Genomic DNA, 23,936 nt, shown 5'->3' with positions numbered 1-23,936 from the left:
CTGCCTCGGACGGGACCTCACGCTCCCGGACGGTTCGCGTGGCCGAGCCGCAGCCGGCGGGAGTGCGCCGCCACCCGGTCGTCGGCAGCGGGGATCCGCACGCGGTAGGTGCCGGGTCGCTCACCGGCGAAGGCCACCCGTCCCTGCTTGCTCGAGGTGCTCCGCTCGACCCTCACCCAGCCGCCGTCGGCGCGGCGCTGGAGCGCCACCCTGGTGGCGACCTCCGGGTGGATCTGCCCGCGCACCGTGAAGCGGCCGGGCGCGGTCCGGTCGCCGGCGATCGTGACGCGGGGCTTCACGAGGAAGTCGAGCACGAGGCCCCTGGCTCCGGTGGCTGCGTCGATGACGGTGACCCGGGTGGGGTGCCGGTAGCCGCGGACGCGCACCCTCGTCCGGTCGCCGGCACTGGTGAGCTCCTGGCTGCGGTGCGCGCGGGTGACGGTGTCGCGCACGACGACGCCCAGCACGCGTCCGACGAGCGGCCGTCCCGCGCCGTCGCGGACGTGCAGCCGCAGCCAGGTCCGCCGGTGCGGTACCAGCCCTCTCGGCGGGTCCACAGCCGTGATCGTGACCCCACCCGGGACCGGCCCGGGACCAGGGACGACGACCGGCAGGCCGGTGGCGGTGAACTGTCCGTAGAAGATGTTGGAGTCGTCGTCCACGGTGGGCCCGACGTCGTAGGTGAACCCGACCTCGGCCCGGTCGCCGGACTGCCGCAGCACGTTGGGGTAGACGTACTGCACGTCGCTGGCGGTGCCCGTGCCGGTGTCGACCCGACGGGTGTCGGCTCCCCACTGGCCGCCGTCGAGCCGCTGGTCGCTGTAGACGTCGCCGTTCGCCGCGTCGGACCACATGGCGATGACGGTGGTCCCGACCACGGCCAGGTGGGCCACCGCCGCGTTGTTCGTGGTGGCGCCGGGGTCGATCGTGACCGGGGTGCTGCTGACGACCTGCTCCGGGCCGGGGACACCGTTGCGGACGTCGACCGATCGGAGGATCCCGTCGGGACCGGCGAAGAGCACGACGAGGACCTCGTCCCCGCCGGCGGCGTAGCTCACCACGTTGGTGAGCGGTGTCGGGATCGTGTTCGTGCCGCCGCTGTCGACCCGGGTCGGCGGGGAGAGTGCCCCGGTCGCGGAGAGGGCCCGGACGTAGATCCGGTCGTCGGCCTCGGTCTTGTAGAAGACGTACGTGCGGTCGCCCGTCCCCTTGACCAGCCGGGGCGCGGTGGTCGCGACCGCGGGGTCGACGACCACCGGGCTGGAGTAGGTGCCCTGCGGGTCGCGCCTGACCACGCCGGAGCGTGGACCGCCGGACGGCGGGGCGCCGTAGGCCACCCAGAGGCTGCCGTCGGCGTTCTCGGCCAACGAGGCGTACTGCCGTCGCCCGTCGGCCGTCGGCGAGACGACCTCGTTCTGGAACTGGTAGGTGTCCGGCGCGGTGGGGTGGTCCGAGGTGTTGAACCGCATCAGCCGGATGTCGGAGGACTGCCACGCGAACCAGATCGTGGGGCCGTCCTGCAGCGCCCAGCCGCCCTCGGTGTCCCCGATCGGCGGACGGTGCAGCGGGTCCTGCTCCACCCACGTGACGCCGCCGTCGGTGGACTTCATCACCTGCGGCTCGTTGCCGTTGGGCTTGATGTCCTCGGTGACCCGATAGAGGTTGCCGCGCCCGTCGATCATCGGCGGGACGTGGTCGTGGGACTCGATCTCCACCCCGGGGATCTCGTACGGCGCCGCCGCCGCGACCGTCCGGTTCGCGAGCTGCTCGTCACTCGTGCGCGAGGGAGCCTCGGCTGCCCACGTCACGGCGGACGCGACGAGCAGCGCCGGGACGAGCGCGGAGGTCGACAGGAGGACGCGGAATGACACCACCTCGACTGTCCCGGCCCGGCCGGTTCCCCGAATCCCTCGATCGTCGTAGTTCGGGGCCGACCCTGCCCGTGGCGCGCCGGGTCGGGCCAGAGGTGCCTAGAGGTACAGCCCGGTCTGGCTGTCGCCGAGCCGGTCGGCGGCGACGGCGTGCACGTCGCGCTCGCGCATCAGCACGTAGGTGTCGGCGTTGACCTCGACCTCGGCCTTGTCCTCGGGGTCGTAGAGGACCCGGTCGCCGACCTCGAGCGTGCGGACGTGCGGGCCGATGGCGGCGACGCGCGCCCACCCGAGCCGCCGGCCGCCCATCGCGGCGGTGGCGGGGATGACGATGCCGCCGGTCGACCGGCGCTCGCCCTGGTCGTCGACCTTGACGAGGACGCGGTCGTGCAGCATCCGGATCGGGGTCTTCTCGGTCATGTGAGGCCTCAGCGGGTGACCCGGCGCAGCACGACCATCAGCGCCACGAAGCCGACCACGGCGCCGGCGGTCTTCAGCATGTTGTCGGTGCGCGGCGACCCGTCCGGCGCGACGTACACGGCCTTGAGGGAGGCGATCTCGCGCCGGGCGATCGTCTTCGGGCTGGCCCGGTAGGCGAGCTGGTCGATGGTGTCGGCGAGGCGCGCCCGGGTGGCCTCGATCTCGCTCTCGAGCGACTCGAGACCGCGGTTCTCGGCCTTGCTCACGTCAGCTCCTCGGCTCGTGGTGGTTCGGGGCGGGACTTCGGGCACAGACTATCCACCACTACCGGCAACGCCCCGACCGGAGGCAGGATGGAACCTGCGTCCGAGGAGATGGTGGCGATGAACGCAACGGTCGGTGACTGGCTGCTCGTGCACAACGCCCACGTCGGCGAGCACAGCCGGGAGGGCGAGATCGTGGAGGTGCGGGGCAGCGACGGCGGCCCGCCGTACCTCGTGCGGTGGACGGACGACGGGCACGAGTCGCTGGTGTACCCGGGGCCGGACGCCGAGATCCGGCACGGCTGAGGGGCCGGTCGGCCGGTCAGCGCCGGCCGATGGCGCGCGGGTCGAACCCGAACGGCAGCTCGAGCCGGTGCGCCGCCATCAGCGCGTCGTCGGTCAGCACGTCGTACGTCGGCCCGTCGGCCACCACGACGCCGTCGGAGAGAACGACGGAGCGGGGGCAGAGCTCGAAGGCGTACGGCAGGTCGTGCGTGACCATCAGCAGGGTCACGTCGAGCCCGGTGAGGATCTCGGCGAGCTCGCGGCGCGAGGCCGGGTCGAGGTTCGACGACGGCTCGTCGAGCACCAGGATCTCCGGCTCCATCACGAGCACGGTCGCGACGGCCACGCGGCGGCGCTGACCGAAGCTGAGGTGGTGCGGCGGCCGGTCGGCGTAGTCGGCCATGCCGACCTTGTCGAGCGCCTCCATGACGCGCTTCTCGAGCTCGCCGCCGCGGATGCCGAGGTTGGCCGGGCCGAAGGCGACGTCGTCGCGCACGGTCGGCATGAACAGCTGGTCGTCGGGGTCCTGGAACACGATGCCGACCCGGCGCCGGATCTCCCTCAGGTTGTCCTTGGTGACCGGGAGGCCGCTGACCGCGACCGAGCCGGCTCCCGCGTCGAGGATGCCGTTGAGGTGCAGCACGAGCGTGGTCTTGCCGGCGCCGTTGGGCCCGAGCAGGGCGACCCGCTCGCCGCGGTGGACGTGGAGGTTGACGCCGTAGAGCGCCTGGTGGCCGTCGGGGTAGGCGAAGGCGAGACCCTGGACGTCGAGGACGGGCGTGCTCATCGGTCGCTCCCCTGCCGCAGGCTGCCGGTGTAGCCGCGGCTGACCATCGCGAGGTGGACCCGCTCGCCGCGCTCGTAGGACCGGATGAACAGCGCGCCGGCGCTGCGCGCGACGACGGGCCAGTGCTTGGGGTTGCGGGCGGTGAAGCCGCGCGACTCCCGGGCGATGCGCATCCGTCGCATCTCGTCGCCGACCACGTCGACGTACCGGATCATGAAGCCCATGATCTGCACGAGCTGCTGCGGCAGGCGCAGCCGCTCGAGGCCGAGCAGCAGGTCGCGCGGCTCGGTGGTGGCGGCGAGGGTGAGGCTGGCCAGCACGCCGAGCGTGCCCTTGGCGAGCAGCGCCCACCCGGCGAGCAGGCCGTGCTCGCTGAGGCTCACGCCGAGCACCTCGACCCGCGGGCCGGTCGCGATGAACGGCATCAGCAGCGCGAACACGACGAACGGGACCTCGACGACCAGCCGCTTGAGGAGGTACGTCGGGGGCACGGTGCTGACCACGACGACCGCCGCGAGCAGCAGCAGGTACAGGCCGTAGGCGGCGAACCAGTCCTTCGGGGTGGCCACGACGACCAGCGTGAAGCCGAGCAGGGCGAGCAGCTTGTGGTGCGGTGCGGCCCGGTGGACCGGCGAGTGGCCGTGAAAGTGGAGCTTGTGGCCGTGGCCCTGACCCATGTCAGGCGTCCGTCTTGTCCCGCGCGTCGGCCCGCTCGGACTGCCCGGCGCTGCCGCGGCGGCGGACCGCGAAGCCGAGGCCGCCGGCGAGGACGAGCACGACGAGGGTGCCGACGATGCCGGCGACACCACCGGACAGCCGCGCGTCGTCGACACCCTTGGTGGCGTAGTCGGCGAACGGGCCGTCGCCGGCGGCGTGGTCGTCGGCGCTGTCGAGGAAGCCGGTCTTCTCGGCGACGTACTCCAGGCCGTCGGGGTGGCTCGAGGCGTAGAAGCTCAGGCCGCCGGCGAGCAGCAGCGCGACGACGACGCCGGCGAGGACGAAGCTGCGGGTCCTCATGCGGAGACCTCCGTGTCGGTGCGGACCTCGAGCCGGCGGGCGGCGAGGACCGGGCGGGCGCCGTGGACGAGGTCGGGCCGGACCGCGACGACGCTGCTGACGACGAGCCCGGTGATCACCGCCTCGCCGACGCCGATGAGGACGTGCCACCCGAGCATCGCGGTGAGCACGGCGCCGAGGGAGACCGGCGCCTGGCCGCCGAACGCGAACAGCAGCACGAACGTCAGCGCCGCGACGGGCACGGTGGCCAGCGCGGCGACGCCGGCGGCGACCGGGACCAGGCTCGTGCGCTTGGGCAGCAGCTTCTGGACGAGGCGGAACACCAGCCAGCCGACCCCGACCCCGACGATGCCCATGAGCGTGATGTTGGTGCCCAGCGCCGTGATGCCGCCGTCGGCGAACAGCAGGGCCTGGACGAGCAGCACGACCGACAGGCACAGCACGCCGGTCCAGGGCCCGACGAGCACGGCCGCGAGCGCTCCCCCGAGCAGGTGCCCGCTGGTGCCCGCGCCGACCGGGAAGTTCAGCATCTGCGTGGCGAAGACGAAGGCGGCGACCAGGCCGGCCATCGGCGCGGTGCGGTCGTCGAGCTCACGGCGGGCTCCCCGGAGCGCGAGGCCGACGCCCGCGACGGCCACGGCGCCCGTGGCGACCGACGTCGGCACGTCGAGGAAACCGTCCGGGACGTGCATGCCGACCTCCGTTACCTTGGTGCTCCCCCGCGCCGCGGGGCTCTGTCGAGAAGGCTACGCTATTGCACATCGTTCGCAATAAGCCACCTGGGCAGATGGTTCCTGTGCGAACGGAGAGGTACCGACGATGCCCCAGACCCGCCTCGAGCCGGGCGACCGCGCCCCCGACTTCACGCTGCCGACCGACACCGGCGAGACGGTCACCCTGTCGGACCTCCAGGGCAAGAAGGTGATCGTGTACTTCTACCCGGCCGCGATGACCCCGGGGTGCACCAAGCAGGCCTGCGACTTCACCGACTCCCTCGACTCGCTGCACGCCTCCGGCTACGAGGTGCTCGGCGTCTCCCCCGACAAGCCCGAGAAGCTGGCGAAGTTCCGCGAGCGCGACGGCCTCACCATCACCCTGCTCTCCGACGCGGACAAGAAGGTCATGAAGGCCTGGGGCGCGTACGGCGAGAAGAAGCTCTACGGCAAGGTCGTCGAGGGCGTGATCCGCTCGACACTGGTCATCGGCGAGGACGGCAGGGTCGAGGTCGCGCAGTACAACGTCAAGGCGACCGGGCACGTCGCCAAGCTGCGCAAGGACCTCGGGCTCGCGTCCTGACCGACGGGTCGCGCGCCGGGAGTGCAGGGAGCGGGCGCTCGCTCCCTACACTGGCCGGGCGCGCCCGTAGCCCAATTGGCAGGAGGCAGCAGGTTTAGGTCCTGCGCAGTGCGAGTTCGAGTCTCGCCGGGCGCACCAGCCGTCGACGCCGGGGTGGGTCGGGCGTCGTGACCTAGGGTGCGAGTCGTGAGCACCGTGGATATCCGGCCGTTCGAGGACGGCGACGCCGCCGGGATCGCCCGGCTGTCGACGACCGTCCAGTGGCCCTCGCTCACCGACCCCGCCGTCGTCCGGCAGGTGTGCACGGCGCAGGGCGCGGCGGCGTACGTCGCGGTGGCCGAGGGCTCACTCGTCGGCTGGGCGCAGGCGCTGGGTGACGGGGTGCTGCAGTCCCACCTGTCGTTCGTGGCGGTGCACCCCGAGCACCGCCGGCGCGGGATCGCGCGGCTGCTGGTGACGGCGACGTTCCAGGCCACCGGCACCAAGCGGATGGACCTGATCACCGACTCCGCGCAGGGGTTCTACGCGGAGTTCGAGCACAAGCGGATGTCGGGCTTCCGGATCTACCCGGGCGCCTGAGCCAGCCACGCCCCGAGCGCGCGGGCGCTGCGCTCGATCATCGCCGGCCAGTCGAGCGCGGACTCGTCGGCAGCGTCGGAGACGTGCTTGACCAGCCGCACGGGTACGGCGAGCCGCCGGCACGCGTAGGCCACGGCGTAGCCCTCCATGTCGACGAGGTGGGCCCGCGCGGCCAGCGCGTCACGGACCGCGGGGTCGCTGACGAAGACGTCGCCGGAGGCGAGCACGACCGCCGACGGGCCGATCTCCAGCTCGTCCTCGGGGTCGTAGCCGAGCGCCCGGATCGCGGCGGCGCTGATGTCGTGGTTGAGCACGGTGCCGACCTCGTGCAGCCCCTCGACACCGGGCCGGAGCGCGCCGGCGGTGCCGATGTTGACGACGGTCAGGCCGGCGCGGTCACGCTCGAGCAGCGCGCAGGTCGTGGCGACGGCCGCGGCGGTCTTGCCGAGGCCGGTGACGACCACGTCGAACCCGGCGAGGACGTGGGCGGCCTCGGCCTCGGTGGCCGTGACGACGAGGACCGTCACAGCCCCGTGAGCACGTCGGCGACCACGGGCGCGATCGCACGCAGCGCCTTGCCGCGGTGGGAGATGGCGTCCTTGGCATCGGGGTCGAGCTCCGCGGACGTGTGGCAGTCGCCCCCCGCCACCGTGTCGTCGGCGACGAAGAGGACGTCGTACCCGAACCCGCCGTCGCCGCGCAGCTCGCGGATCACCCGGCCGCGCATCTCGCCGTGGACGACGTGCTCGGAGATCCCGCCGGCCCCGACCGGGTAGCCGAAGGCGACCGCGCAGGTGAAGTGCGCGCCGCGTCGCTCGTCGGGCACGTCCTCGAGCTGCTGCAGCAGGAGGTCGTTGTTGGCGGCGTCGTCCTTGGCCGTGCCGGCCCAGCGGGCGGACAGCACGCCGGGCATGCCGTTGAGCGCGTCCACGCAGAGGCCGGAGTCGTCGGCGATCGACGGTAGGCCGGTCGCCGCGACGCCGGCGCGGACCTTGATCAGCGCGTTGCCCTCGAACGTCGGCTCGGTCTCCGCCGGCTCGTCGTAGGGCGCGACGTCGTCGAGACCGAGCACCTGGATGTCGGGCACGTGCTGCTCGAGCAGGCGCTGCATCTCGGCGATCTTCTTCGCGTTGCGGGACGCCACGAAGACCTGGACCCGCTGGTCGCCGTCGGTCATCCGGCGAGCGCCGTGCGCTGGATCGCGGTCAGGTCGGCGCAGCCCTTCTCGGCGAGACCGAGCAGCCCGTCGAGGAGCGGGCGGTCGAAGGGGGCGCCCTCGGCGGTGCCCTGGACCTCGATGTACCTGCCGTCGCCGGTCATGACGACGTTCATGTCGGTCTCGGCGCGCACGTCCTCCTCGTAGGGCAGGTCGAGCCGCGGCTCGCCGTCGATGATGCCGACCGAGACCGCCGCCACGGAGCCGAGCAGGGGGTCGCCGGTGAGGGCGCCCCGGCCCTTGAGGTGGGCGACGGCGTCGGCGAGGGCGACGTACGCCCCGGTGATCGCGGCGGTGCGGGTGCCGCCGTCGGCCTGCAGCACGTCGCAGTCGAGGACGATGGTGTTCTCCCCGAGCGCCTTGTAGTCGATGACCGCACGGAGCGACCGCCCGATCAGCCGAGAGATCTCGTGGGTGCGCCCGCCGATGCGGCCCTTGACCGACTCGCGGTCGGAGCGGGTGTTGGTCGAGGCCGGGAGCATGGCGTACTCCGCGGTCACCCAGCCGAGCCCGGAGCCCTTGCGCCAGCGGGGCACGCCCTCGGTCGCGGACGCCGCGCAGAGGACGCGGGTGCGGCCGAACTCCACCAGCACGGACCCCGCGGCGTGGTCGAGCCAGCCGCGCGTGATCGTGATCGGGCGGAGCTCGTCGTTCTGGCGGCCGTCGGCACGTGTCATGCGCCGAGCCTAGTGACGGCCGGGTGGTGCGAGACGACAGGGCCGCGCGCCGGCCGGCTGGTCCCCCGTACCCGCCGGTCGCCGCGCGGCCCCTCGTGGGTGCCGCTCCGGGCTACTTCGCCTCGGAGCGCAGGATGCGCCACATGCCGATGGCGATCGGCACGACGATCCAGATGGTGGTGGCCGTCGCGAGGTGCAGCCACTGCTCCGCGCCGAGCGCGACGTCGACCGGCAGCCCGGTCTGGGTGTCGACACCGATCAGCGGCTGCTGCGCGGTGGCCAGGTCGATCCACGGGGCGGCGTCGCGCAGCCACGAGATCAGGTTCACCAGCACGTTGAACACGATCGGCACGACGAAGAACACGACGATCGCGACGGCGGAGTTGAGGAACAGCAGACCGAAGGCGAGACCCTGGAGGACGCCGAGCGACTGCAGCAGGCCGAACTTCGCGACGTCGTCCACACCGAACCCGTCGAACGCGCCGGGCGCGTCGGCGGCCACGGCCGCCACGGCCGCGAAGGCCATAGCCAGGACCAGTGCGGCGAGACCGATGACCAGCGCCGCCACCGTCTTCGCGGCGATCACGAACCCGCGTCGCGGCGTGAGCGTGAACGTCACCAGCACGGTGCGCTGGCTCCACTCGCTGGTCACGAGCAGGATCCCGAGGACGGGGAGCAGGAATCCCTGCGGCGTCGACGTCGTCCCGAGGAAGTTGACGAACGTGCGCTGGTCGGTCTCGCCGTTGTCCCCGAAGATGAACAGCAGCACGACGAACAGGGCGGTCATCACCGCGATGGTGACCATCAGCCAGAGGCCGGCACGGGTGTCGACCATCTTGCGGAGCTCGACGCCGACCTGCCGGACGAACGGGATCGGCTTGGTGCCGGACACGTCGAGCGTGCGCAGCGGGCCGTCCGTGGGGTGCGACGTGGGGGCGGGGGTCGCGGCGGCGCTCATGCGGCGTCTCCTTCGCGCTGGGTCTCGGCGGTGAGCTGGAGGAACATCTCCTCGAGGCCGGCGCCGTCGGCGGGGCGCAGCTCGACCAGCGCGATCCCCTCCTCGGCGGCGACCTTGCCGACCTGGGCCGGCTCGGCGTCGGAGCGGAAGCCACCGTCGCCGGACGGGAGGGCGGTCATCCCGTTGGTCTCGAGGGCTGCCGCGATCGCGGCGGAGTCGGCGGCACGGACGTAGGTGCCGGCGGTCTGCAGCAGCTCCGCCTTGGTGCCCTGGGCGACAATGCGGCCCTGGCCGATGACGATCAGCTCGTCGGCGATCACCTCCACCTCGTGCAGCAGGTGCGACGAGAGCAGCACCGTGCCGCCGCGGTTGGCGTAGTCGCGCAGCAGGCCGCGCATCCAGTGGATGCCGGCCGGGTCGAGGCCGTTGGCCGGCTCGTCGAGGATCAGCACCGAAGGGTCGCCGAGCAGGGCGTGGGCGATGCCGAGCCGCTGGCGCATGCCGAGCGAGTAGTTCTTCACCCGCCGCTTCGCCTCGACCGGCGTGAGGCTCACCAGCTCCAGCATCTCGTCGACGCGGGACGACGGCAGGCCCATCGTCCTCGCGCCCAGGGTGAGCACCTCGCGCCCGGTGCGGCCGCCGTGCTGCGCGGAAGCGTCCAGGAGGACGCCGACGTGCAGGCCGGGGTTGGGGATGTCGGCGTACCGGTGGCCGCCGATCGTCGCCGAGCCCTGGCTGGTCCGGGTGAGTCCGGTGAGGATGCGCATCGTCGTCGTCTTGCCCGCGCCGTTGGGGCCGAGGAAGCCGGTCACCCTGCCGGGGCGGCACTCGAACGACACGTCGTCGACGGCGACGAAGTCACCGAACGTCTTCGTGAGTCCCTCCACAGTGATCATGGCTCCACCCTCTCGTCTCCGGCGGCCCGGACGCATCGGTCCGAGGGCTGCGGTGCGCCGACGAAAGTAGGGGTCCGGGTACGGCGGGCGAGACCTCCGGCGGTGTCGGCCGGGCCGACGTCCTCCCTAGGGTGGACGTCGTGCACCGACCGGACCCGAGCGCGCCCTGGCAGCCGCCCCTCACGGTCTGGTCCCACGCCTGGCGGCTCGGCCTCTCCGTGGTCATCTCCGCGGTCGTGTGGAGCTCGGTCGCCCAGCGCCAGTGGCAGGAGGCGCGTGCCCTGTTCTGGGTCGACCTGCTGGTCGGCGTGGTGAGCTTCGGGGTCGTGCTGCTGCGCCGGCGGTACCCGTTCAGCACCGCCTTCTCGCTGGCCTGGGTCAGCGCCTTCTCGGGTTCGGCCGCGGGGCCGGCGACCCTGGCCGCGGTCTCGCTCGCCACCCGGCGCAGGTACGCGCAGATCGTCGCCGTCGCGCTGGCCAACTGGCTGTCCGTCGAGATCTTCGCGGCGGTCCAGCAGATCGACAACCCCGCACCGCGGTGGGTCTCGACCGGCATCAACGTCGCGGTGATCGCGGCGATGATGGCGTTCGGCATGTACATCGGCTCCCGACGCGAGCTGCTCTGGACGCTGCGCGAGCGGGCCCTGCGGGCGGAGACCGAGCAGGCGCTCCGGGTCGGGCAGGCGCGCGCGACCGAGCGCGAACGCATCGCCCGCGAGATGCACGACGTGCTCGGCCACCGGATCTCGCTGGTGACGATGCACGCGGGCGCGCTCGCCTACCGGCAGGACCTCGACCGCGGGCAGGTCGCCGCCAGCGCCCGGGTGATCCAGGACAACGCGCACCAGGCGATGGTCGAGCTGCGCTCCCTCCTCGGCGTGCTGCGCGGCACGGACGGCGACCCGGCCCCGGACCAGCCGCAGCCGACCCTGCGGGACGTGCCGTCCCTCGTCGCGGAGGCGGTCGCGTCGGGCACGGTCGTCGAGCTCGCCGTCGACGTGACCGGCGACGCCGACCTTCCCGAGCAGGTCGGCCGCACCGTCTACCGGGTCGTCCAGGAGGGGCTGACCAACGTGCGCAAGCACGCCGGCGCCGCCCACGTCGCGGTGCGCGTCACCGGCGACCGCGACAGCGGCGTCTCGGTGCGGCTGGACAACCCGCTGCCGCCCGGCCACCGGCGGCGCGGCGAGCCGGGGTTCGGCCTGGTGGGCCTGGCCGAGCGCGCCGAGCTGGCGGGTGGCACGCTGCGGTGGCGGGTGCAGGACGGCCGGTTCGTGCTGGAGGTGTGGCTGCCGTGGCAGCGGTGAAGGTGATGCTCGTCGACGACGACGCGCTCGTGCGTGCCGGTCTGGCGCTGATCCTCGGCGGCGCGCCCGACCTGGAGGTCGTCGCCCAGGCGTCGGACGGCGCCGAGGCCGTCGTCCGCGCCCGCGAGGTCAGGCCGGACGTCGTGCTGATGGACATCAGGATGCCGGTGATGAACGGGCTCGACGCCACCGAGCGCCTGCTCGCGCAGCCGCAGCCGCCGGAGGTCGTGGTGCTGACCACCTTCGACGCCGACGACCACGTGGTGCGCGCGCTCGCGGCCGGCGCGAGCGGCTTCCTGCTGAAGGACACGCCGCCCGAGCAGATCGTCGAGGCGGTACGGCGCGTCGCGGCCGGTGACCCGATGCTGTCGCCGAGCGTCACGCGGCAGCTCATCGCCCGGGTGCAGGACCTCGACGGCCACGACCGGGCCACCCGCGCCCGCGACCGTCTCGCCGAGCTCACGGACCGCGAGCGCGACGTCGCCCTGGCTCTGGCGCGCGGGCTGAGCAACGCCGACATCGCCGCCGACCTGCACCTGAGCGTGCCGACGGTGAAGGCGCACATCTCGCGACTGTTCGCCAAGCTCGAGGTCACCAACCGGGTGCAGATCGCGATCTGCGTGCACGACGCCGGGCTGGTCTGAGCGGCGAACCTGTCGGTGAGGCGTCCTAGCGTGTCCCCATGGCGTACGACGAGGAGCTCGCGGACCGCATCCGGGCGGTCGTGCAGGACGAGCCCGCACTCAGCGAGAAGAAGATGTTCGGCGGCCTGGCGTTCCTGGTCGGCGGCAACATGGCCGTCGCGGCCAGCGGGCAGGGCGGGCTGATGCTCCGCATCGACCCCGCCACCAGCGACGAGCTCGTCGACGACGTGCACGTGCACCGCATGGAGATGCGCGGGCGCGCGATGGACGGCTGGCTGCGCGTCGACGACGCGGCCGTCACGACCGACGAGGAGCTGGGGCAGTGGGTGGCGCACGGCGTCGGCTACGCCCGCTCGCTGCCACCCAAGTAGCCCACAGCATCCTCGCTCCTCAGTCCCCGGAGCGGCGACGCGTCAGGACGCCCTGGACGAGGGCGCCGGCGACGCCGAGGACCAGCCACCCGAGGGTCAGCAGCACCGTCTCGGTCGTGCCCGACGGCCGGTACAGCAGGCCGGCGTCGTCCTCCGCCAGCCGGCCCAGGCCGGACAGCACCAGGGCCGCGCCCGCGAACGCCGTGGCCCAACGGAGGAAGGCGCGCTGGTAGCGGCTGGCGAGGAACCCGCAGACGAACCCGACCGCCAGCACGAACACGACGGCGAGCAGCCAGCTCGGGTCGGAGCCGCCGAGGACGACGAAGAGCTTCGCGCCCAGCACCGCGCCCACGACCGCGCCGGTGAAGAACATCACCACGTGGGCCAGCACGAGTGTCAGCACCAGAGCCACGACCGCGCCGGCGAGGCCGATGAGGAGACCGGTCGCGAACGCGGCTCCGAAGACGTCCGCCAGCAGCCAGGACAAGCCGAACCCGGCCGTGACGACGGCGAGCCGGACCGACAACGCGCCGGCGAAGCAGAGGACGGCACCGACGGCGATCACGACGGCTGGTGACATCACGTCCCTCCCAGGACCGGCCGGACCGCACGGTCCGGGTGGACCCGACACGGTGCTGCCTGGTCGGCCCGGCGGCCTCGCCCGGCTCGGGTGAGCGGCCCGGTCGACCGGTGGTCCGGCGCGGCGCCGTCACCCCAGAATCACCCCCTGCGGACGAGTCGCCGGCCGGGCCGAAGGGCCATCGTGGGCAGCAGTGCACACCTGCGAAACGGAGGCAGCCATGCCCGATGCCCGCGTGTCCGGGAAAGACACCAAGGCGGACATCCTCGTGGTGTTCGGGATCACCGGAGACCTGGCGAAGGTGATGACGTTCCGGTCCCTCTACCGGCTCGAACGGCGCGGGCTGCTCGACTGCCCGATCCTCGGGGTCGCCGCCGACGACTGGACCGTCGACCAGCTCGTCCAGCGGGCGCGCGAGTCGATCGTGGGCACCGGCGAGGACCTCGACGAGACGGTCTTCGCCCGGTTCGCGAGACGCCTGTCGTACGTCAACGGCGACTTCACCGATCCCACGACGTACGACCACGTCGCCAAGATGATGGAGGGGGCCGCGCGGCCCGTCTTCTACCTCGAGATCCCACCGTTCCTGTTCGGCACGGTCATCGGTCGCCTGGCGGAGGCCGGCCTGACCGCGTCCGCACGGGTCATCGTCGAGAAGCCCTTCGGCCACGACCAGGCCTCCGCCCGGGCCCTCGCGGACGAGCTGCACCAGTACATCGACGAGTCCCAGCTGTACCGGATCGACCACTACCTCGGGAAGATGGGCCTCGACGAGATCCTGCACCTGCGCTTCGCCAACGAGGTGCTCGAGCCGGTCTGGAACCGCGACCACATCAGCTGTGTGCAGATCACCATGGCGGAGGACTTCGGGGTCGAGGACCGGGGCCACTTCTACGACCCGGTGGGGGCCCTGCGCGACGTCGTGGTCAACCACCTCATGCAGGTGGTCGCCGCCGCGGCGATGGAGCCTCCCGCCCGCGGGGACCCGGTCACGCTGAAGGAGGCGCAGGTGGCGCTGTTCCGCGCGGTGGTCGAGGCCGACCCTGCCCACTACGTCCGCGGGCAATACGACGGCTACACCTCGATCGACGGTGTGCGGCCGGACTCGCCGACCGAGACGTACGCCGCCCTGCGGCTCGACATCCAGAACTGGCGCTGGGCCGGCGTGCCGTTCCTGATCCGGACCGGCAAGCGGCTCCCGGCCACCCAGACCGAGCTGCGCGTGGTGTTCAAGCGGCCGCCCCACCTGGGGTTCCTCCCACGGGAGCGTCGGCTCGAGCGCAACCAGCTGGTGGTCAGGCTCGACCCCGCGACGGGGGTCCGTCTCGTCGTCGACGCCCGTCGCGCGGACGTCCCCCGCGGCGCGGGGGCCATCGAGCTCGACATGGAGTTCGCCGCCGAGGGCGGCGAGGGCCCGACGCCGTACGAGGTCCTCCTGGACGCCGGGCTGCGCGGTCAGAGCCTCCGCTTCTCCCGGCAGGACGCCGTCGAGGAGACCTGGCGGGTGATGCAGCCGCTGCTCGACGGCGCACCGCCCGTCCACCCCTACGCGCCGGGCTCGTGGGGTCCGGCCCAGGCCGACGCCGTGGCGGCGGGGTTCGGCGGCTGGCAGACGCCGTGGCTGACTCCGTGAGCCCGGGGCCGCCGGAGGCTGCCGCGCCGGAGCGCGACGGCCAGGCGCCGGCGCGTCAGGGCCTGGTCCTCGGCGCCCTGATCCTGGTCGCGGCCGTCGCCAACCTGAACCTGGCGGTGGCGAACGTCGCGCTGCCCTCGATCGGGGCGGCGTTCGACTCCTCGCAGACCACGCTGGACCTGATCGCCGTCGGGTACTCCCTCGGTCTCGCGGCGTCGGTGATCTACCTTGGTGGGCTCGGTGACCGCTACGGGCGCAAGCTGATGCTCGTCCTCGGCGTCTCGCTCGCGATCCCGGTGAGCGTGCTGGCCGCCTACGCACCGAACGACACGGTGCTGACTGCCGCCCGGGTGCTCGGAGGCCTGACCGCCGGCATGGCGTACCCGACCACGCTGGCGCTGATCACCGCCCTCTGGTCGGGGGCGGGCCGGACCCGGTCCATCGCGCTGTGGTCCGGCATCGGCGGCGCCATCGCCGCGCTGGGACCGCTGCTCTCGGGGTGGCTGCTGGAGAGCTTCTGGTGGGGCTCGGTCTTCCTCGTGACCCTGCCGCTCGCGGTCGTCGCACTGGCGCTCGCGGTCCTGTTCGTGCCCAGCCACGTGAACGAGACCACCGACCCGGTGGACCACCCGGGCGGCGTGCTGTCGATCGTGGTGGTGGCGGCCCTGGTGCTGGCCATCAACTTCGCTCCCGTGCCGGACCGGGGCCGGCTGAGCATCGGCCTCGCGGCCCTGGCGCTCGTGACGGCGGCCGCGTTCATCCTGCGGGAACGCCGCACGGCCCACCCGCTCTACGACCTCGCCATCGCCGGACGCCGGATCTTCTGGGTGGCGGCCGTCGCGGGGATCATCGTGTTCGGGACGCTGATGGGGGCGATGTTCATCGGGCAGCAGTACCTCCAGAACGTCCTCGGGTACTCGACGTTCGACGCCGGACTGGCGATCCTCCCGGCCGCCGCGCTGATGGTCCTCGTCGCCCCACGGTCGGCGAAGCTCGTCGAGAGCGTGGGCTCCAGGGTGACGCTGCTCGTCGGCTACGCCAGCTGCCTGCTGGGGTTCGTGACGATGCTGCTGCTGTGGGACGAGGGAACGGCGTACTGGGCGATCGGCCTCGGCTACGCGCTGATCGGCGCCGGCGTCGGCTTCGCCGGCACGCCCGCCTCCCACTCGCTGACCGGCTCCGTGCCGGTGAACCGGGCCGGGATGGCCTCGGGGACGGCGGACCTCCAGCGCGACCTGGGCGGGGCGATCATGCAGTCGATCCTCGGTGCCCTGCTGACCGCGGGATACGTCACTGCCGCCACGGCGGACATCTCCGGGGCCAAACCCAGCCCCGAGCTCACCGCCCAGGTCCAGGCCCAGCTGACCAAGTCCTTCGCCTCCGCCGAGGCGATCGGGCAGCGCTACCCGCAGTACGCCGACGCCATCACCGCGGGAGCCAAGCAGTCCTTCCTCGACGGCGCCGACTGGGCCTACCTGGCGGGGATCGTCGCCATCCTCCTCGGCGCGGCCATCGTGCTGCTGCGCTTCCCCGGCCGGGCCGAGGAGCGGCGTCTCCTCGGGGAGTACCACGCCCGGGACACCGCTGCCACGCCGACCGCCTCTCCGTCATCGGCGGACAAGCCTGTCTCGCCGGACGCACCGGTGCCGTCGGACGCACCGGTACCGCCCCAGAGGGCGGCGCCGGAGGGCGAGGCGACGAAGCCCGAGTCCGTCTAGGGAGCGCCGGGTCAGGACAGCCGCTCCAGCAGCCGGTCACCCACGCGCAGGGCATTGGCCATCGCGGTCAGGGCCGGGTTCACGGCACCGATGCTCGGGAAGAAGCTCGTGTCCACGACGTACAGGTTGTCCAGCTCGTGGGCCTTGCAGCTCGCGTCCAGCACCGACGTCGCCGGGTCGGTGCCGAAGCGGACCGTGCCCGCCTGGTGCGCGCAGCCGGCGAGCGGGATGTCGTTCTTCATGTAGACGTCACGCGGGATGAGGTGGTGCGGGTTCATGCCGAGGTGGCTGAGGTGCCGCTTCACCCGGCGGTAGAGCTGCTCCATCGGCTCCTGGTTGTTGGGGACGTAGCTGAGCACCACGTCCCCGTCGGCGTTCAGGGTGACCCGGTTGTCCGGGGTGGGCAGGTCCTCCACCGACAGCCAGAAGTCGACGGCGTGCTCGGCGACCCCCTTCAGCGCGAACGTCGGTGCCAGCTTCGACTCCAGCGGCTTCTCGCCGCGGTACATCGGTGCCGACGACTTGCCGACCATCTGCAGGTTGCCCATCGGGAAGTCGAAGTCCTCGTCGCCGAAGTAGAAGTCGTTCAGCCCCAGCGTCTTCTGGAAGCGGGTGTCGTTCCTCTCCTCGGAGACGGCGAGGAACGCGCGGGAGTTGTGGAACATGTAGTTGCGACCCACCTGGTCCGAGCCGTTGGCCAGCCCCCGGGGGTGGCGCTCGTCGGCACTCGCCAGCAGGACCTTGGCGGAGTTGACCGCGCCGGCCGACAGGACCACCAGCGTTCCACGGAAGTGCTCCGTGCTCCCGTTGACGTCGGCCACGACCGTCTCGACCGCCGACCCGGACGCGTCGGTCAGCAGTCGGCGCACCGTGGCGCCCCGGACCAGCGTGACGTTCTCGTGCAGGAGCGAGGGCCGGACGGCGATGACGTCGGCGTCGGACTTGGCGTTCACCAGGCAGGCGAAGCCGTCGCAGGTCGCGCAGCGGATGCACGCGCTGCGCTCGGGGTGCGCCTCGTCGAGCATGATCCCCGAGGGCGCGTGGAACGGGTGCAGGCCGACGGCGCGCAGGTCGTCGAAGAGCCGCTGGATGCGCGGCTCGTGCGACACCGGTGGGAACGGGTACTCGCGCGAGGCCGGAGGCTCGGTCGGGTCCTCGCCGCGCGCGCCGTGGACCTGGTACAGCGACTCGGCCTCGCTGTAGTACGGCTCCAGCTCGTCGTAGCTGATCGGCCAGGCCGGAGAGAGCCCGTCGTAGTGCTTGAGGTCCCCGAAGTCCCGTTCGCGGAGCCGGTACAGGGCGGCCCCGTAGAACTTCGTCGCGCCACCCACGAAGTAGTGGACCTGAGGCTGGAAGGGCCGACCGTCCTTGTCGTACCAGGTGTCCTGTGACACGTAGCGGTTGTCGACGAACACCGCCTGCGCGTCCCAGTTCTGCGGCTCGCGCGGCAGGAAGTCACCCCTCTCGAGGATCAGGATCTTCTTGCCGGAGGGAGCCAGGCGGTGCGCCAGCGTGCCTCCGCCGGCCCCGGACCCGATGATGATCACGTCGTACTGGTCGGTCATGGCTTGCTCCTCGGACGCCACGGACGATGGATGGACGGCAGGGCGCAATCAGGACGGCACGCCGGGTCGGCCGAGGTCCAGGTGCGGCCGGTCGGCCTCCTCGTCGTCCCAGGCGATCCGCGCGGGGTCGGCCGAGGCCTCGACGATCGCGGCGTGGTCGCGGTCGAAGTAGTCCCAGGCCCAGCTGAGGAAGGCGTCGGTCTTGCTGTGCGCGCCGCTGAGCAGCGTGGCGTGCACGCCCAGCCAGGCGGCGAAGGCGACCGGTCCGTCCACCTGGTGCCGGCGCTTGCCGACCTCGGCCACGGCGGCGTTGCGACCGATCATCGCCATGATGCCCTTGTCCTTGTAGTGGAACGGCTCCGTCGGCCGGCCGGCCTTCTCCCGCACGATGTTGTCCGCCACCCAGAAGCCCGACTGCTGCGCGACGGATCCCAGCTGCGGCAGCGGTACGCCTTTCGCGTCCGGGATGTTGGCGACGTCGCCCACGGCGTACGCCCCGGGGAACCCCGGCACGCTGAGGTCGGGCAGGACGTCGAGCCGGCCGCCCCGCCCGGGCTCCGGCCCGCAGTCGGCGGCCAGCTCGGCGGCGGACTCGCCACCGCCCCACACCACGGTCCTCGTGCGGATCTCGCTCCCGTCGGTGAGCTCGACCCGGTCGGGGTGCACGGCGCTGACGCCGACCCCCAGCCGGAGCTCCACGCCGGCGCGCTTCAGCTTCTTCGTGGCGTAGCGGCGCGACTTCTCCGAGAACGCCCCGAGGACCGTGTCGGCCCGGTCGACGAGGACGACCCGTCCCGGTGCGGCGAGCTGACCGTGCTTGTGCAGTGCCGCCATCAGCTCCGTCACCGCGCCGGCGATCTCCACGCCGGTGGGGCCGCCGCCCACCACCACCACGTCCAGGGGCGCCTCCTCGGGACTCGCGCCGGCCGCCACCTGCGCCAGCAGGTCGCGCAGGTGCAGCCGGAGCCGTTCGGCGTCCGGCACGGAGTACAGCGGGAAGGCGTGCTCGGCCGCCCCGGGTGTGCCGAAGAAGTTCGGGCGCGCACCGACGGCCATGACGATGTGGGACCCGGCCAGGGAGCGGCCGTCCTCGAGCTGCACGATCCGGTCGATGAGGCTCACCTTGGTCACCCGCGAGTTCACCGTCTCCACGGCCGGGTACTCGCGGAAGATCCTGCGGTGCGGGCGCGCGATGTCCTCCGCCGGCAGCTGGGCCGTGGCGACCTGGTACAGCAGCGGCTGGAACTGGTGGTAGTCGTTCTGGTCCAGCAGCACCACCTCGTGCCCCTCGTCCCCGAGCCGGTGGGCGCAGCCCACGCCGGCGAGGCCGCCGCCGACCACGAGCACAGGGTCGTTGTCGTTCACAGCGACAGCTCTGCCCGGTAGTCGGCCAGGATGATCCGCCCGGCCGCCTCGATCAGCGCGAGGTGGGAGAACGCCTGCGGGAAGTTGCCGAGGTGCCGGGACCGCTCCACCTCGAACTCCTCGGCGTACAGGCCCAGCGGCGAGGCGACCCGCAGCAGGCGCTCCATCAGCCCGGTGGCCTTCTCCATCTCACCGACGATGGCCAGCGCGGAGACCAGCCAGAACGAGCAGATCAGGAACGTGCCCTCCTTGCCGGACATCCCGTCGTCCGTCTCATCGGTGCGGTACCTGAGCACGAAGCCGTGCTCGGTCAGGTCCCGGTCGATCGCCGCGACCGTGTTGCGCAACCGCTCGTCGGTGCCGGGCAGGAACCCGAACATGCCGGCGAGCAGGGTCGAGGCGTCCAGTGCGTCGGTCTCGTAGTGCTGGCGCAGCACGCCGAGGTCGCTGACGCCCTTGGCGAGGATGTCGGACTTGATGTCGTCGGCCGCCTCGGCCCACTGTGCCCTGAGCGCCTCGTCGTCGCGGATGCCCGCCAGGCGGGAGGCGCGGTCCAGCGCCACCCAGCACATGAGCTTCGAGGAGACGTAGTGCTGGGGCGCGCCTCGCGCCTCCCAGATGCCCTGGTCCGGCTCGTGCCAGACGGCCAGCGCGCGCTCGGCCTGCGACTGCACGAGCGGCCAGAGCCGTCGGGGCAGCCGCTTGCTCCGGGCGGTGTGCAGGAGGATCGAGTCCAGCACGGCGCCGTACACGTCGTTCTGCCGCTGGTCGAAGGCGCCGTTGCCGATCCGCACGGGTCGGGCGCCCTCGTAGCCGGACAGCTCGTCGCGGGTGGTCTCGGTGAGGTCACGTCGCCCGTCGATGCCGTACATGATCTGGAGGCTGCCGTCCTCGACCGGCTCGACGTCGGCGACGAACTGGATGAACTCGTCCGCCTCCCAGTCCAGGTTCAGGTAGTGCAGCGCCTGCAGGGTGAACGTGGTGTCGCGCATCCACGTGTAGCGGTAGTCCCAGTTGCGCTCCCCGCCCGGGGTCTCGGGCAGCGACGTGGTGAGGGCCGCCACGGTCGCGCCCGTGGGCATGTAGGTCAGGCCCTTGATGGCCAGGGCCGACCGCTCCAACGGGTGCCGCAGCGCGTGGTCCGGGATCCGGGCGCGTGCCAGCCAGCGGCGCCAGAACGCGATGGTCGTCTTGACCCGCTGCACGGCGTCGTCGAGGTCGGCCGGCAGCGCGAGCCCCTCCGCCCACGACAGCGCGCACCACGCCCGCTCCCCCTTGTTGAGCACGTGCCGGGCCCGCGTCGCGCTGCCCTCGACGCCGAGCGCGAGCCCGGTGCCCAGACGGAGGGTCTGCCCGCCGCCCGAGGCGTCGGCGACGTGCCCGTCCTCGTCCTGCACGACCCACGTCGCGGGCTCGCGGCCGTAGTCGAACGCCGGCTCGCAGACGAGCTCCACCTCCACCGCCCCGTCGAGGCACTCGATGGTGCGGACCAGCAGGTGCTCGGCGTCGTCGTCCGCCGGCGGCCTGGTGTGCGGGGTCACCGTGTCGTTGCCCCGGCGTGGGCCCATGGTCAGCGCGTCGTGGACCAGCAGCCAACCCGCCGGGGTGTGCCAGGTGGTGGTGAGGACGTTCGTGCCGGGGACGTAGGTCCGCGCGGTCGGCTGGGTGATGCCGTACGGCCCGAACCGGAACGACCCCGCCCCGCGGTCGAGCAGGTTGCCGAAGGCACTCGGGGAGTCGAAGGCCGGCGTGCAGAGCCAGTCGACGGATCCGTCGGGCGCGACCAGCGCGCCGGTGTGGCAGTTGGAGAGGAACGCGTAGTCGGCGATCGGCGGGAAGGGCGAACCGGTGAGGCCCATGGTCCCTGCCTCCTTCGGGTGGGGTGGTCGCACGGACCTGTCCACGTTGCTCGACGCGAGGGACCCCTGGCATCACCCCGTAGTGATGAATCCGTTCGCCGCCTCAGTCCGCGGGCCGGGCCCGCGCCGGCGGAGGCGTCACCGGCTCGATCGTGTCGGCGATGTCCGGCACTCCCTCCTCCTCGAGGTCGCCGCGCTGGTCCAGGACGTAGAGCAGCGCGAAGCCCGGGACCACGAGGACCGCGGCGAGGACAGTGGCGAGCAGGAGCGCCGCCAGCGTCCCGCTGGGCGCGGCGGCGGCGGAGAACGTCAGCGAGGTGGGCAGCAGGTAGGGCCACTGGGCGACACCCCAGGCGACGACGGTCGCGGCGACGGTGAGCGCGGCCAGCACCCGGACCCCGTGCAGCACGTCCCTGGCCAGGAGGGTGAGGCTCGCGCCGGCGGCCAGCGCGGCGACGACCACCACGGGCAGGGCCCGTGAGGTGAGCTCGCCGAACACGTACGGCGCGTCCGAGCTCAGCACGACGAGGGCCACCACGGCCAGGGCGACACCGACGGCTCCGGCCGCGAGGGCGCGCACCCGGAAGTACCGCACCATCCCCGCCTCGCTCGCGGCGCCGGCCACCCGGACCAGGTAGGCGGCCGCGAGGTAGGCGACGAGTGCCACGCCCAGCAGGCCCACGGCGATCGACGAGGGGTTCACCCAGCTGTCCACCGGGTCGCCGGCGCGACCGCCGGCGGGCACCCGCCCGGAGAGGATCCCGCCTCCCACGGCGCCCAGGCAGTAGGGAACGAGCACCGACGAGATGGCGAACGCGCCCCCGAAGATGCGCCGGTACCTCGTCGTGACGACGGCTTTCCGGAACGCGAACCCGGCTCCACGGAGCACGATCCCGAGCGCCGCCAGCGTGAGCGGGACGAACATCGTCAACGTGATCGAGGCGAACGCCTCGGGGAAGGCCGTCCAGGTGATCACGAGCACGAAGATCAGCCAGACGTGGTTCGCCTCCCAGACGGGACCGATGCCGTGCTCGATGACGGCCCGCGGACGCGAGCCACGGTCGGCGCCGCCGGCCGCCAGGTCCCACAGCCCGGCCCCGAAGTCGGCACCACCGAACACCGCGTAGGCGGTGATCGCGAGCAGCAGCACGAGGACGACGGCGGTGGTCACGGCACCGGCTCCTTCTCCTCGGTCCGGTCGAGCGGACTGCTCGGCCCGTACGGCGCGTCGTGCTCGACGAATCCGCCGGCGCGGCGGAAGCGCCGGCTCATGCCACGCAGCACCCGCACGAGCGTGACGGCGCCGGTCAGGTAGAGCAGGCACACGACGATGAAGGTGGCCCAGACGCCCTGGTTCGCGGTCGCCGCGTCCTCGACCCGCATCCGTCCGTAGACGATCCACGGCTGCCGGCCGACCTCGGCGACCACCCATCCCGCCTCCATCGCGACCACGGCGAGCACGCCCGAGGCGGCGGCCACCAGCAGGAACGGCTTGCTCTGCGGCATCCGGCGACGGAACAGCCACGAGGCGGCGTACCAGGCCGACAGCAGGAACAGCAGCGTCCCGAGCCCGACCATCACGTCCCACGCCAGGTGGACGATGTTGACCTGCCGGGTGGTCGGACGTTGGTTCGCCGGCACGGCGTCCAGGCCCTGCACGACGGTCGACCGGCCCGTGCTCGGGTCCGACAGCCAGGACGCGAGCCCCGGGATGGGGATGCCGCCCGACACCGTGCCGGAGTCGTTCAGCTTGCCGAGCAACGTCTCCGGTACGTCCGAGCTGGTCTTCGGCACCAGCTCGATGGCGGCGAACTTGGTGGGCTGCTCGCTGTAGACCCACCGCGCCAAGGAGTCACCGACGCCCATCTGCACCGGCGTGACGATCGCGGCCAGGGTGAACGGGATGACGAAGCCGAGGTAGTGGTACCGGTCGCGGCGGCCGCGGAGCATGGCCGCGGCGTACACCGAGGCGACCATGAACCCGCCGACCATGTACGCGGCCACGAGCATGTGGGCGGCCTGCAGGGGCATGGCGTCGTTGAAGATCACCGCGAGCGGGTCGACCGAGACGACGTCGCCGGCGGCGTTCAGCGTGAAGCCCGAGGGCGTGTTCATCCACGCGTTGGCGGCGACCACCGAGGCGGCGCCGAACAGGCCGGCCACCACGATGGGGACGCCGGTCCAGAAGTGCGCCCACGGCTTGAGGCGCCGCCAGCCGAAGATGTAGATCGAGACGAAGATCGCCTCGGTGAAGAAGAAGATCCCCTCGAAGGCGAACGGCACGCCGAACACCTCACCCCACTGCCCCATGAACCGCGGCCACAGCAGGCCGAACTCGAAGCTCAGCACGGTGCCGGTCACCGCACCGACCGCGAACGTGACGGCCATGTACTTCGACCAGCGCTGCGCGAGCATCAGCGCGTCGGCGTCGTCGTGCCGCAGCGCGCGGTAGTTGGCGACCAGCGTCATGAACGCCCACGAGACGCCGAGGGGGACCAGGATGATGTGACAGGCCAGCGTGAACGCCATCTGGGCCCGGGCCCACGGAACGGGGTCCACCTGGGCGAGCGTCACCAGGACTTCCATGTCAGGCCTCCTCGACCTGGTCGACGGTTGAGCGCAGGGCTCG

26 protein-coding genes and 1 tRNA gene are annotated in these 23,936 nt (G+C 72.4%); 9 read left to right on the top strand and 18 right to left on the bottom strand.

The window, feature by feature from the left end; genetic code table 11:
- Window positions 1-17: 17 nt before the first annotated feature.
- From ETU37_RS08725 to ETU37_RS08715, 3 genes are all read right to left on the bottom strand, one after another.
- The gene (locus ETU37_RS08725) at window positions 18-1,871 is read right to left on the bottom strand and encodes a hypothetical protein (RefSeq protein ID WP_129986831.1); all 1,854 of its coding nucleotides are present in this window, start codon (window positions 1,869-1,871) and stop codon (window positions 18-20) included.
- Between the two features lie 99 nt (window positions 1,872-1,970).
- Window positions 1,971-2,291 carry a GroES family chaperonin gene (locus tag ETU37_RS08720; RefSeq protein WP_129986830.1) on the bottom strand — a complete coding sequence of 107 codons (321 nt, stop codon included), beginning with the start codon at window positions 2,289-2,291 and terminating at the stop codon, window positions 1,971-1,973.
- Window positions 2,292-2,299: 8 nt separating this feature from the next.
- Entirely contained in the window at window positions 2,300-2,557 is a 258-nt protein-coding gene (locus tag ETU37_RS08715) for a DUF3618 domain-containing protein (RefSeq protein ID WP_129986829.1), read from the bottom strand.
- Window positions 2,558-2,674: 117 nt separating this feature from the next.
- On the opposite strand from ETU37_RS08715, the gene ETU37_RS08710 reads away from it, so the two are divergent.
- Window positions 2,675-2,860: a DUF1918 domain-containing protein gene (locus ETU37_RS08710; protein WP_129986828.1), complete on the top strand. Its 186-nt coding sequence runs from the start codon at window positions 2,675-2,677 to the stop codon at window positions 2,858-2,860.
- A gap of 16 nt (window positions 2,861-2,876) precedes the next feature.
- Here ETU37_RS08710 and ETU37_RS08705 read toward each other — a convergent pair whose 3' ends face one another.
- The 4 genes from ETU37_RS08705 to ETU37_RS08695 are packed head-to-tail and all read right to left on the bottom strand — an operon-like array spanning window position 2,877 to window position 5,335.
- Window positions 2,877-3,626 carry an energy-coupling factor ABC transporter ATP-binding protein gene (locus ETU37_RS08705; RefSeq protein ID WP_129986827.1) on the bottom strand — a complete coding sequence of 250 codons (750 nt, stop codon included), beginning with the start codon at window positions 3,624-3,626 and terminating at the stop codon, window positions 2,877-2,879.
- Window positions 3,623-4,303, bottom strand: coding sequence for a cobalt ECF transporter T component CbiQ (gene cbiQ, locus ETU37_RS08700; protein ID WP_129986826.1), 681 nt, complete (start codon window positions 4,301-4,303; stop codon window positions 3,623-3,625). Before cbiQ ends, ETU37_RS08705 begins: the two co-directional genes overlap by 4 nt.
- Before the next feature lies 1 nt (window position 4,304).
- Window positions 4,305-4,643: a PDGLE domain-containing protein gene (locus tag ETU37_RS23140; protein WP_165372458.1), complete on the bottom strand. Its 339-nt coding sequence runs from the start codon at window positions 4,641-4,643 to the stop codon at window positions 4,305-4,307.
- Window positions 4,640-5,335, bottom strand: coding sequence for an energy-coupling factor ABC transporter permease (locus tag ETU37_RS08695; RefSeq protein WP_165372457.1), 696 nt, complete (start codon window positions 5,333-5,335; stop codon window positions 4,640-4,642). Before ETU37_RS08695 ends, ETU37_RS23140 begins: the two co-directional genes overlap by 4 nt.
- Before the next feature lie 127 nt (window positions 5,336-5,462).
- Between ETU37_RS08695 and bcp the strand changes: the two genes are divergently transcribed.
- The 3 genes from bcp to ETU37_RS08680 all read left to right on the top strand — a co-directional run bounded on the left by bcp (window position 5,463) and on the right by ETU37_RS08680 (window position 6,518).
- Window positions 5,463-5,939, top strand: a complete 477-nt coding sequence (gene bcp / locus ETU37_RS08690) for a thioredoxin-dependent thiol peroxidase (RefSeq protein ID WP_129986825.1) — start codon at window positions 5,463-5,465, stop codon at window positions 5,937-5,939.
- Between the two features lie 60 nt (window positions 5,940-5,999).
- Window positions 6,000-6,077, top strand: a tRNA-Leu gene (locus ETU37_RS08685).
- A gap of 48 nt (window positions 6,078-6,125) precedes the next feature.
- Entirely contained in the window at window positions 6,126-6,518 is a 393-nt protein-coding gene (locus ETU37_RS08680) for a GNAT family N-acetyltransferase (protein WP_206053804.1), read from the top strand.
- On the opposite strand, the gene ETU37_RS08675 is transcribed toward ETU37_RS08680, so the two are convergent.
- From ETU37_RS08675 to ETU37_RS08655, 5 genes are all read right to left on the bottom strand, one after another.
- Window positions 6,503-7,045 carry a nucleosidase gene (locus tag ETU37_RS08675; RefSeq protein ID WP_129986824.1) on the bottom strand — a complete coding sequence of 181 codons (543 nt, stop codon included), beginning with the start codon at window positions 7,043-7,045 and terminating at the stop codon, window positions 6,503-6,505. The genes ETU37_RS08680 and ETU37_RS08675 overlap by 16 nt on opposite strands.
- Window positions 7,042-7,695 (bottom strand): non-canonical purine NTP pyrophosphatase, encoded by a 654-nt coding sequence (locus ETU37_RS08670; RefSeq protein WP_129986823.1) that lies wholly within the window; start codon window positions 7,693-7,695, stop codon window positions 7,042-7,044. Before ETU37_RS08670 ends, ETU37_RS08675 begins: the two co-directional genes overlap by 4 nt.
- Entirely contained in the window at window positions 7,692-8,411 is a 720-nt protein-coding gene (gene rph, locus ETU37_RS08665; protein WP_129986822.1) for a ribonuclease PH, read from the bottom strand. The genes ETU37_RS08670 and rph overlap by 4 nt, the downstream gene beginning before the upstream one ends.
- 112 nt (window positions 8,412-8,523) lie before the next feature.
- Window positions 8,524-9,369 carry an ABC transporter permease gene (locus tag ETU37_RS08660; RefSeq protein WP_129986821.1) on the bottom strand — a complete coding sequence of 282 codons (846 nt, stop codon included), beginning with the start codon at window positions 9,367-9,369 and terminating at the stop codon, window positions 8,524-8,526.
- Window positions 9,366-10,265 carry an ABC transporter ATP-binding protein gene (locus ETU37_RS08655; protein ID WP_129986820.1) on the bottom strand — a complete coding sequence of 300 codons (900 nt, stop codon included), beginning with the start codon at window positions 10,263-10,265 and terminating at the stop codon, window positions 9,366-9,368. Before ETU37_RS08655 ends, ETU37_RS08660 begins: the two co-directional genes overlap by 4 nt.
- Window positions 10,266-10,405: 140 nt before the next feature.
- Here ETU37_RS08655 and ETU37_RS08650 point away from each other — a divergent pair, with 140 nt between their 5' ends.
- From ETU37_RS08650 to ETU37_RS08640, 3 genes are read left to right on the top strand one after another with little or no spacing between them, the layout of a single operon-like run.
- Complete coding sequence (locus ETU37_RS08650) at window positions 10,406-11,572, top strand: sensor histidine kinase (RefSeq protein WP_129986819.1); 1,167 nt, start codon at window positions 10,406-10,408, stop codon at window positions 11,570-11,572.
- Between the two features lie 5 nt (window positions 11,573-11,577).
- Complete coding sequence (locus ETU37_RS08645) at window positions 11,578-12,216, top strand: response regulator (protein WP_129986975.1); 639 nt, start codon at window positions 11,578-11,580, stop codon at window positions 12,214-12,216.
- 38 nt (window positions 12,217-12,254) lie between these two features.
- Window positions 12,255-12,587: a TfoX/Sxy family protein gene (locus ETU37_RS08640; protein ID WP_129986818.1), complete on the top strand. Its 333-nt coding sequence runs from the start codon at window positions 12,255-12,257 to the stop codon at window positions 12,585-12,587.
- A gap of 19 nt (window positions 12,588-12,606) precedes the next feature.
- On the opposite strand, the gene ETU37_RS08635 is transcribed toward ETU37_RS08640, so the two are convergent.
- Window positions 12,607-13,167, bottom strand: coding sequence for a TM7S3/TM198-like domain-containing protein (locus tag ETU37_RS08635; protein WP_129986817.1), 561 nt, complete (start codon window positions 13,165-13,167; stop codon window positions 12,607-12,609).
- Between the two features lie 220 nt (window positions 13,168-13,387).
- Here ETU37_RS08635 and zwf point away from each other — a divergent pair, with 220 nt between their 5' ends.
- Both zwf and ETU37_RS08625 read left to right on the top strand, forming a co-directional pair.
- Complete coding sequence (gene zwf, locus ETU37_RS08630; protein WP_129986816.1) at window positions 13,388-14,800, top strand: glucose-6-phosphate dehydrogenase; 1,413 nt, start codon at window positions 13,388-13,390, stop codon at window positions 14,798-14,800.
- Window positions 14,785-16,518: an MFS transporter gene (locus ETU37_RS08625; protein ID WP_206053803.1), complete on the top strand. Its 1,734-nt coding sequence runs from the start codon at window positions 14,785-14,787 to the stop codon at window positions 16,516-16,518. The genes zwf and ETU37_RS08625 overlap by 16 nt, the downstream gene beginning before the upstream one ends.
- 11 nt (window positions 16,519-16,529) lie before the next feature.
- On the opposite strand, the gene ETU37_RS08620 is transcribed toward ETU37_RS08625, so the two are convergent.
- From ETU37_RS08620 to ETU37_RS08600, 5 genes are all read right to left on the bottom strand, one after another.
- Window positions 16,530-18,083 (bottom strand): GMC oxidoreductase, encoded by a 1,554-nt coding sequence (locus ETU37_RS08620; RefSeq protein WP_129986815.1) that lies wholly within the window; start codon window positions 18,081-18,083, stop codon window positions 16,530-16,532.
- 48 nt (window positions 18,084-18,131) lie between these two features.
- Window positions 18,132-19,448, bottom strand: coding sequence for an NAD(P)/FAD-dependent oxidoreductase (locus ETU37_RS08615; protein ID WP_129986814.1), 1,317 nt, complete (start codon window positions 19,446-19,448; stop codon window positions 18,132-18,134).
- Complete coding sequence (locus tag ETU37_RS08610; protein ID WP_129986813.1) at window positions 19,445-21,307, bottom strand: glycoside hydrolase family 15 protein; 1,863 nt, start codon at window positions 21,305-21,307, stop codon at window positions 19,445-19,447. The genes ETU37_RS08615 and ETU37_RS08610 overlap by 4 nt, the downstream gene beginning before the upstream one ends.
- A 103-nt stretch (window positions 21,308-21,410) precedes the next feature.
- Entirely contained in the window at window positions 21,411-22,478 is a 1,068-nt protein-coding gene (locus ETU37_RS08605) for a cytochrome d ubiquinol oxidase subunit II (RefSeq protein ID WP_129986812.1), read from the bottom strand.
- The gene (locus ETU37_RS08600; protein WP_129986811.1) at window positions 22,475-23,893 is read right to left on the bottom strand and encodes a cytochrome ubiquinol oxidase subunit I; all 1,419 of its coding nucleotides are present in this window, start codon (window positions 23,891-23,893) and stop codon (window positions 22,475-22,477) included. Before ETU37_RS08600 ends, ETU37_RS08605 begins: the two co-directional genes overlap by 4 nt.
- Window positions 23,894-23,936 lie beyond the last annotated feature (43 nt).

Source organism: Nocardioides iriomotensis, assembly GCF_004168035.1.
Classification (GTDB): Bacteria; Actinomycetota; Actinomycetes; order Propionibacteriales; family Nocardioidaceae; genus Nocardioides_B; species Nocardioides_B iriomotensis.
Note: the sequence above shows the minus strand (reverse complement) of the source record. Positions and strands in the feature narration are given on the sequence as shown.

Coding starts and splice junctions, on each gene's coding strand:
- ETU37_RS08640 (WP_129986818.1), top strand. CDS start 12,255: ATGGCGTACGACGAGGAGCTCGCGGACCGCATCCGGGCGGTCGTGCAG.
- ETU37_RS08695 (WP_165372457.1), bottom strand. CDS start 5,335: ATGCACGTCCCGGACGGTTTCCTCGACGTGCCGACGTCGGTCGCCACG.
- ETU37_RS08610 (WP_129986813.1), bottom strand. CDS start 21,307: ATGGGCCTCACCGGTTCGCCCTTCCCGCCGATCGCCGACTACGCGTTC.
- cbiQ (WP_129986826.1), bottom strand. CDS start 4,303: ATGGGTCAGGGCCACGGCCACAAGCTCCACTTTCACGGCCACTCGCCG.
- ETU37_RS08670 (WP_129986823.1), bottom strand. CDS start 7,695: ATGACCGACGGCGACCAGCGGGTCCAGGTCTTCGTGGCGTCCCGCAAC.
- ETU37_RS08635 (WP_129986817.1), bottom strand. CDS start 13,167: ATGTCACCAGCCGTCGTGATCGCCGTCGGTGCCGTCCTCTGCTTCGCC.
- bcp (WP_129986825.1), top strand. CDS start 5,463: ATGCCCCAGACCCGCCTCGAGCCGGGCGACCGCGCCCCCGACTTCACG.
- ETU37_RS08660 (WP_129986821.1), bottom strand. CDS start 9,369: ATGAGCGCCGCCGCGACCCCCGCCCCCACGTCGCACCCCACGGACGGC.
- rph (WP_129986822.1), bottom strand. CDS start 8,411: ATGACACGTGCCGACGGCCGCCAGAACGACGAGCTCCGCCCGATCACG.
- ETU37_RS08645 (WP_129986975.1), top strand. CDS start 11,578: ATGCTCGTCGACGACGACGCGCTCGTGCGTGCCGGTCTGGCGCTGATC.
- ETU37_RS08710 (WP_129986828.1), top strand. CDS start 2,675: ATGAACGCAACGGTCGGTGACTGGCTGCTCGTGCACAACGCCCACGTC.
- ETU37_RS08600 (WP_129986811.1), bottom strand. CDS start 23,893: ATGGAAGTCCTGGTGACGCTCGCCCAGGTGGACCCCGTTCCGTGGGCC.
- ETU37_RS08620 (WP_129986815.1), bottom strand. CDS start 18,083: ATGACCGACCAGTACGACGTGATCATCATCGGGTCCGGGGCCGGCGGA.
- ETU37_RS08655 (WP_129986820.1), bottom strand. CDS start 10,265: ATGATCACTGTGGAGGGACTCACGAAGACGTTCGGTGACTTCGTCGCC.
- zwf (WP_129986816.1), top strand. CDS start 13,388: ATGCCCGATGCCCGCGTGTCCGGGAAAGACACCAAGGCGGACATCCTC.
- ETU37_RS08705 (WP_129986827.1), bottom strand. CDS start 3,626: ATGAGCACGCCCGTCCTCGACGTCCAGGGTCTCGCCTTCGCCTACCCC.
- ETU37_RS08720 (WP_129986830.1), bottom strand. CDS start 2,291: ATGACCGAGAAGACCCCGATCCGGATGCTGCACGACCGCGTCCTCGTC.
- ETU37_RS23140 (WP_165372458.1), bottom strand. CDS start 4,643: ATGAGGACCCGCAGCTTCGTCCTCGCCGGCGTCGTCGTCGCGCTGCTG.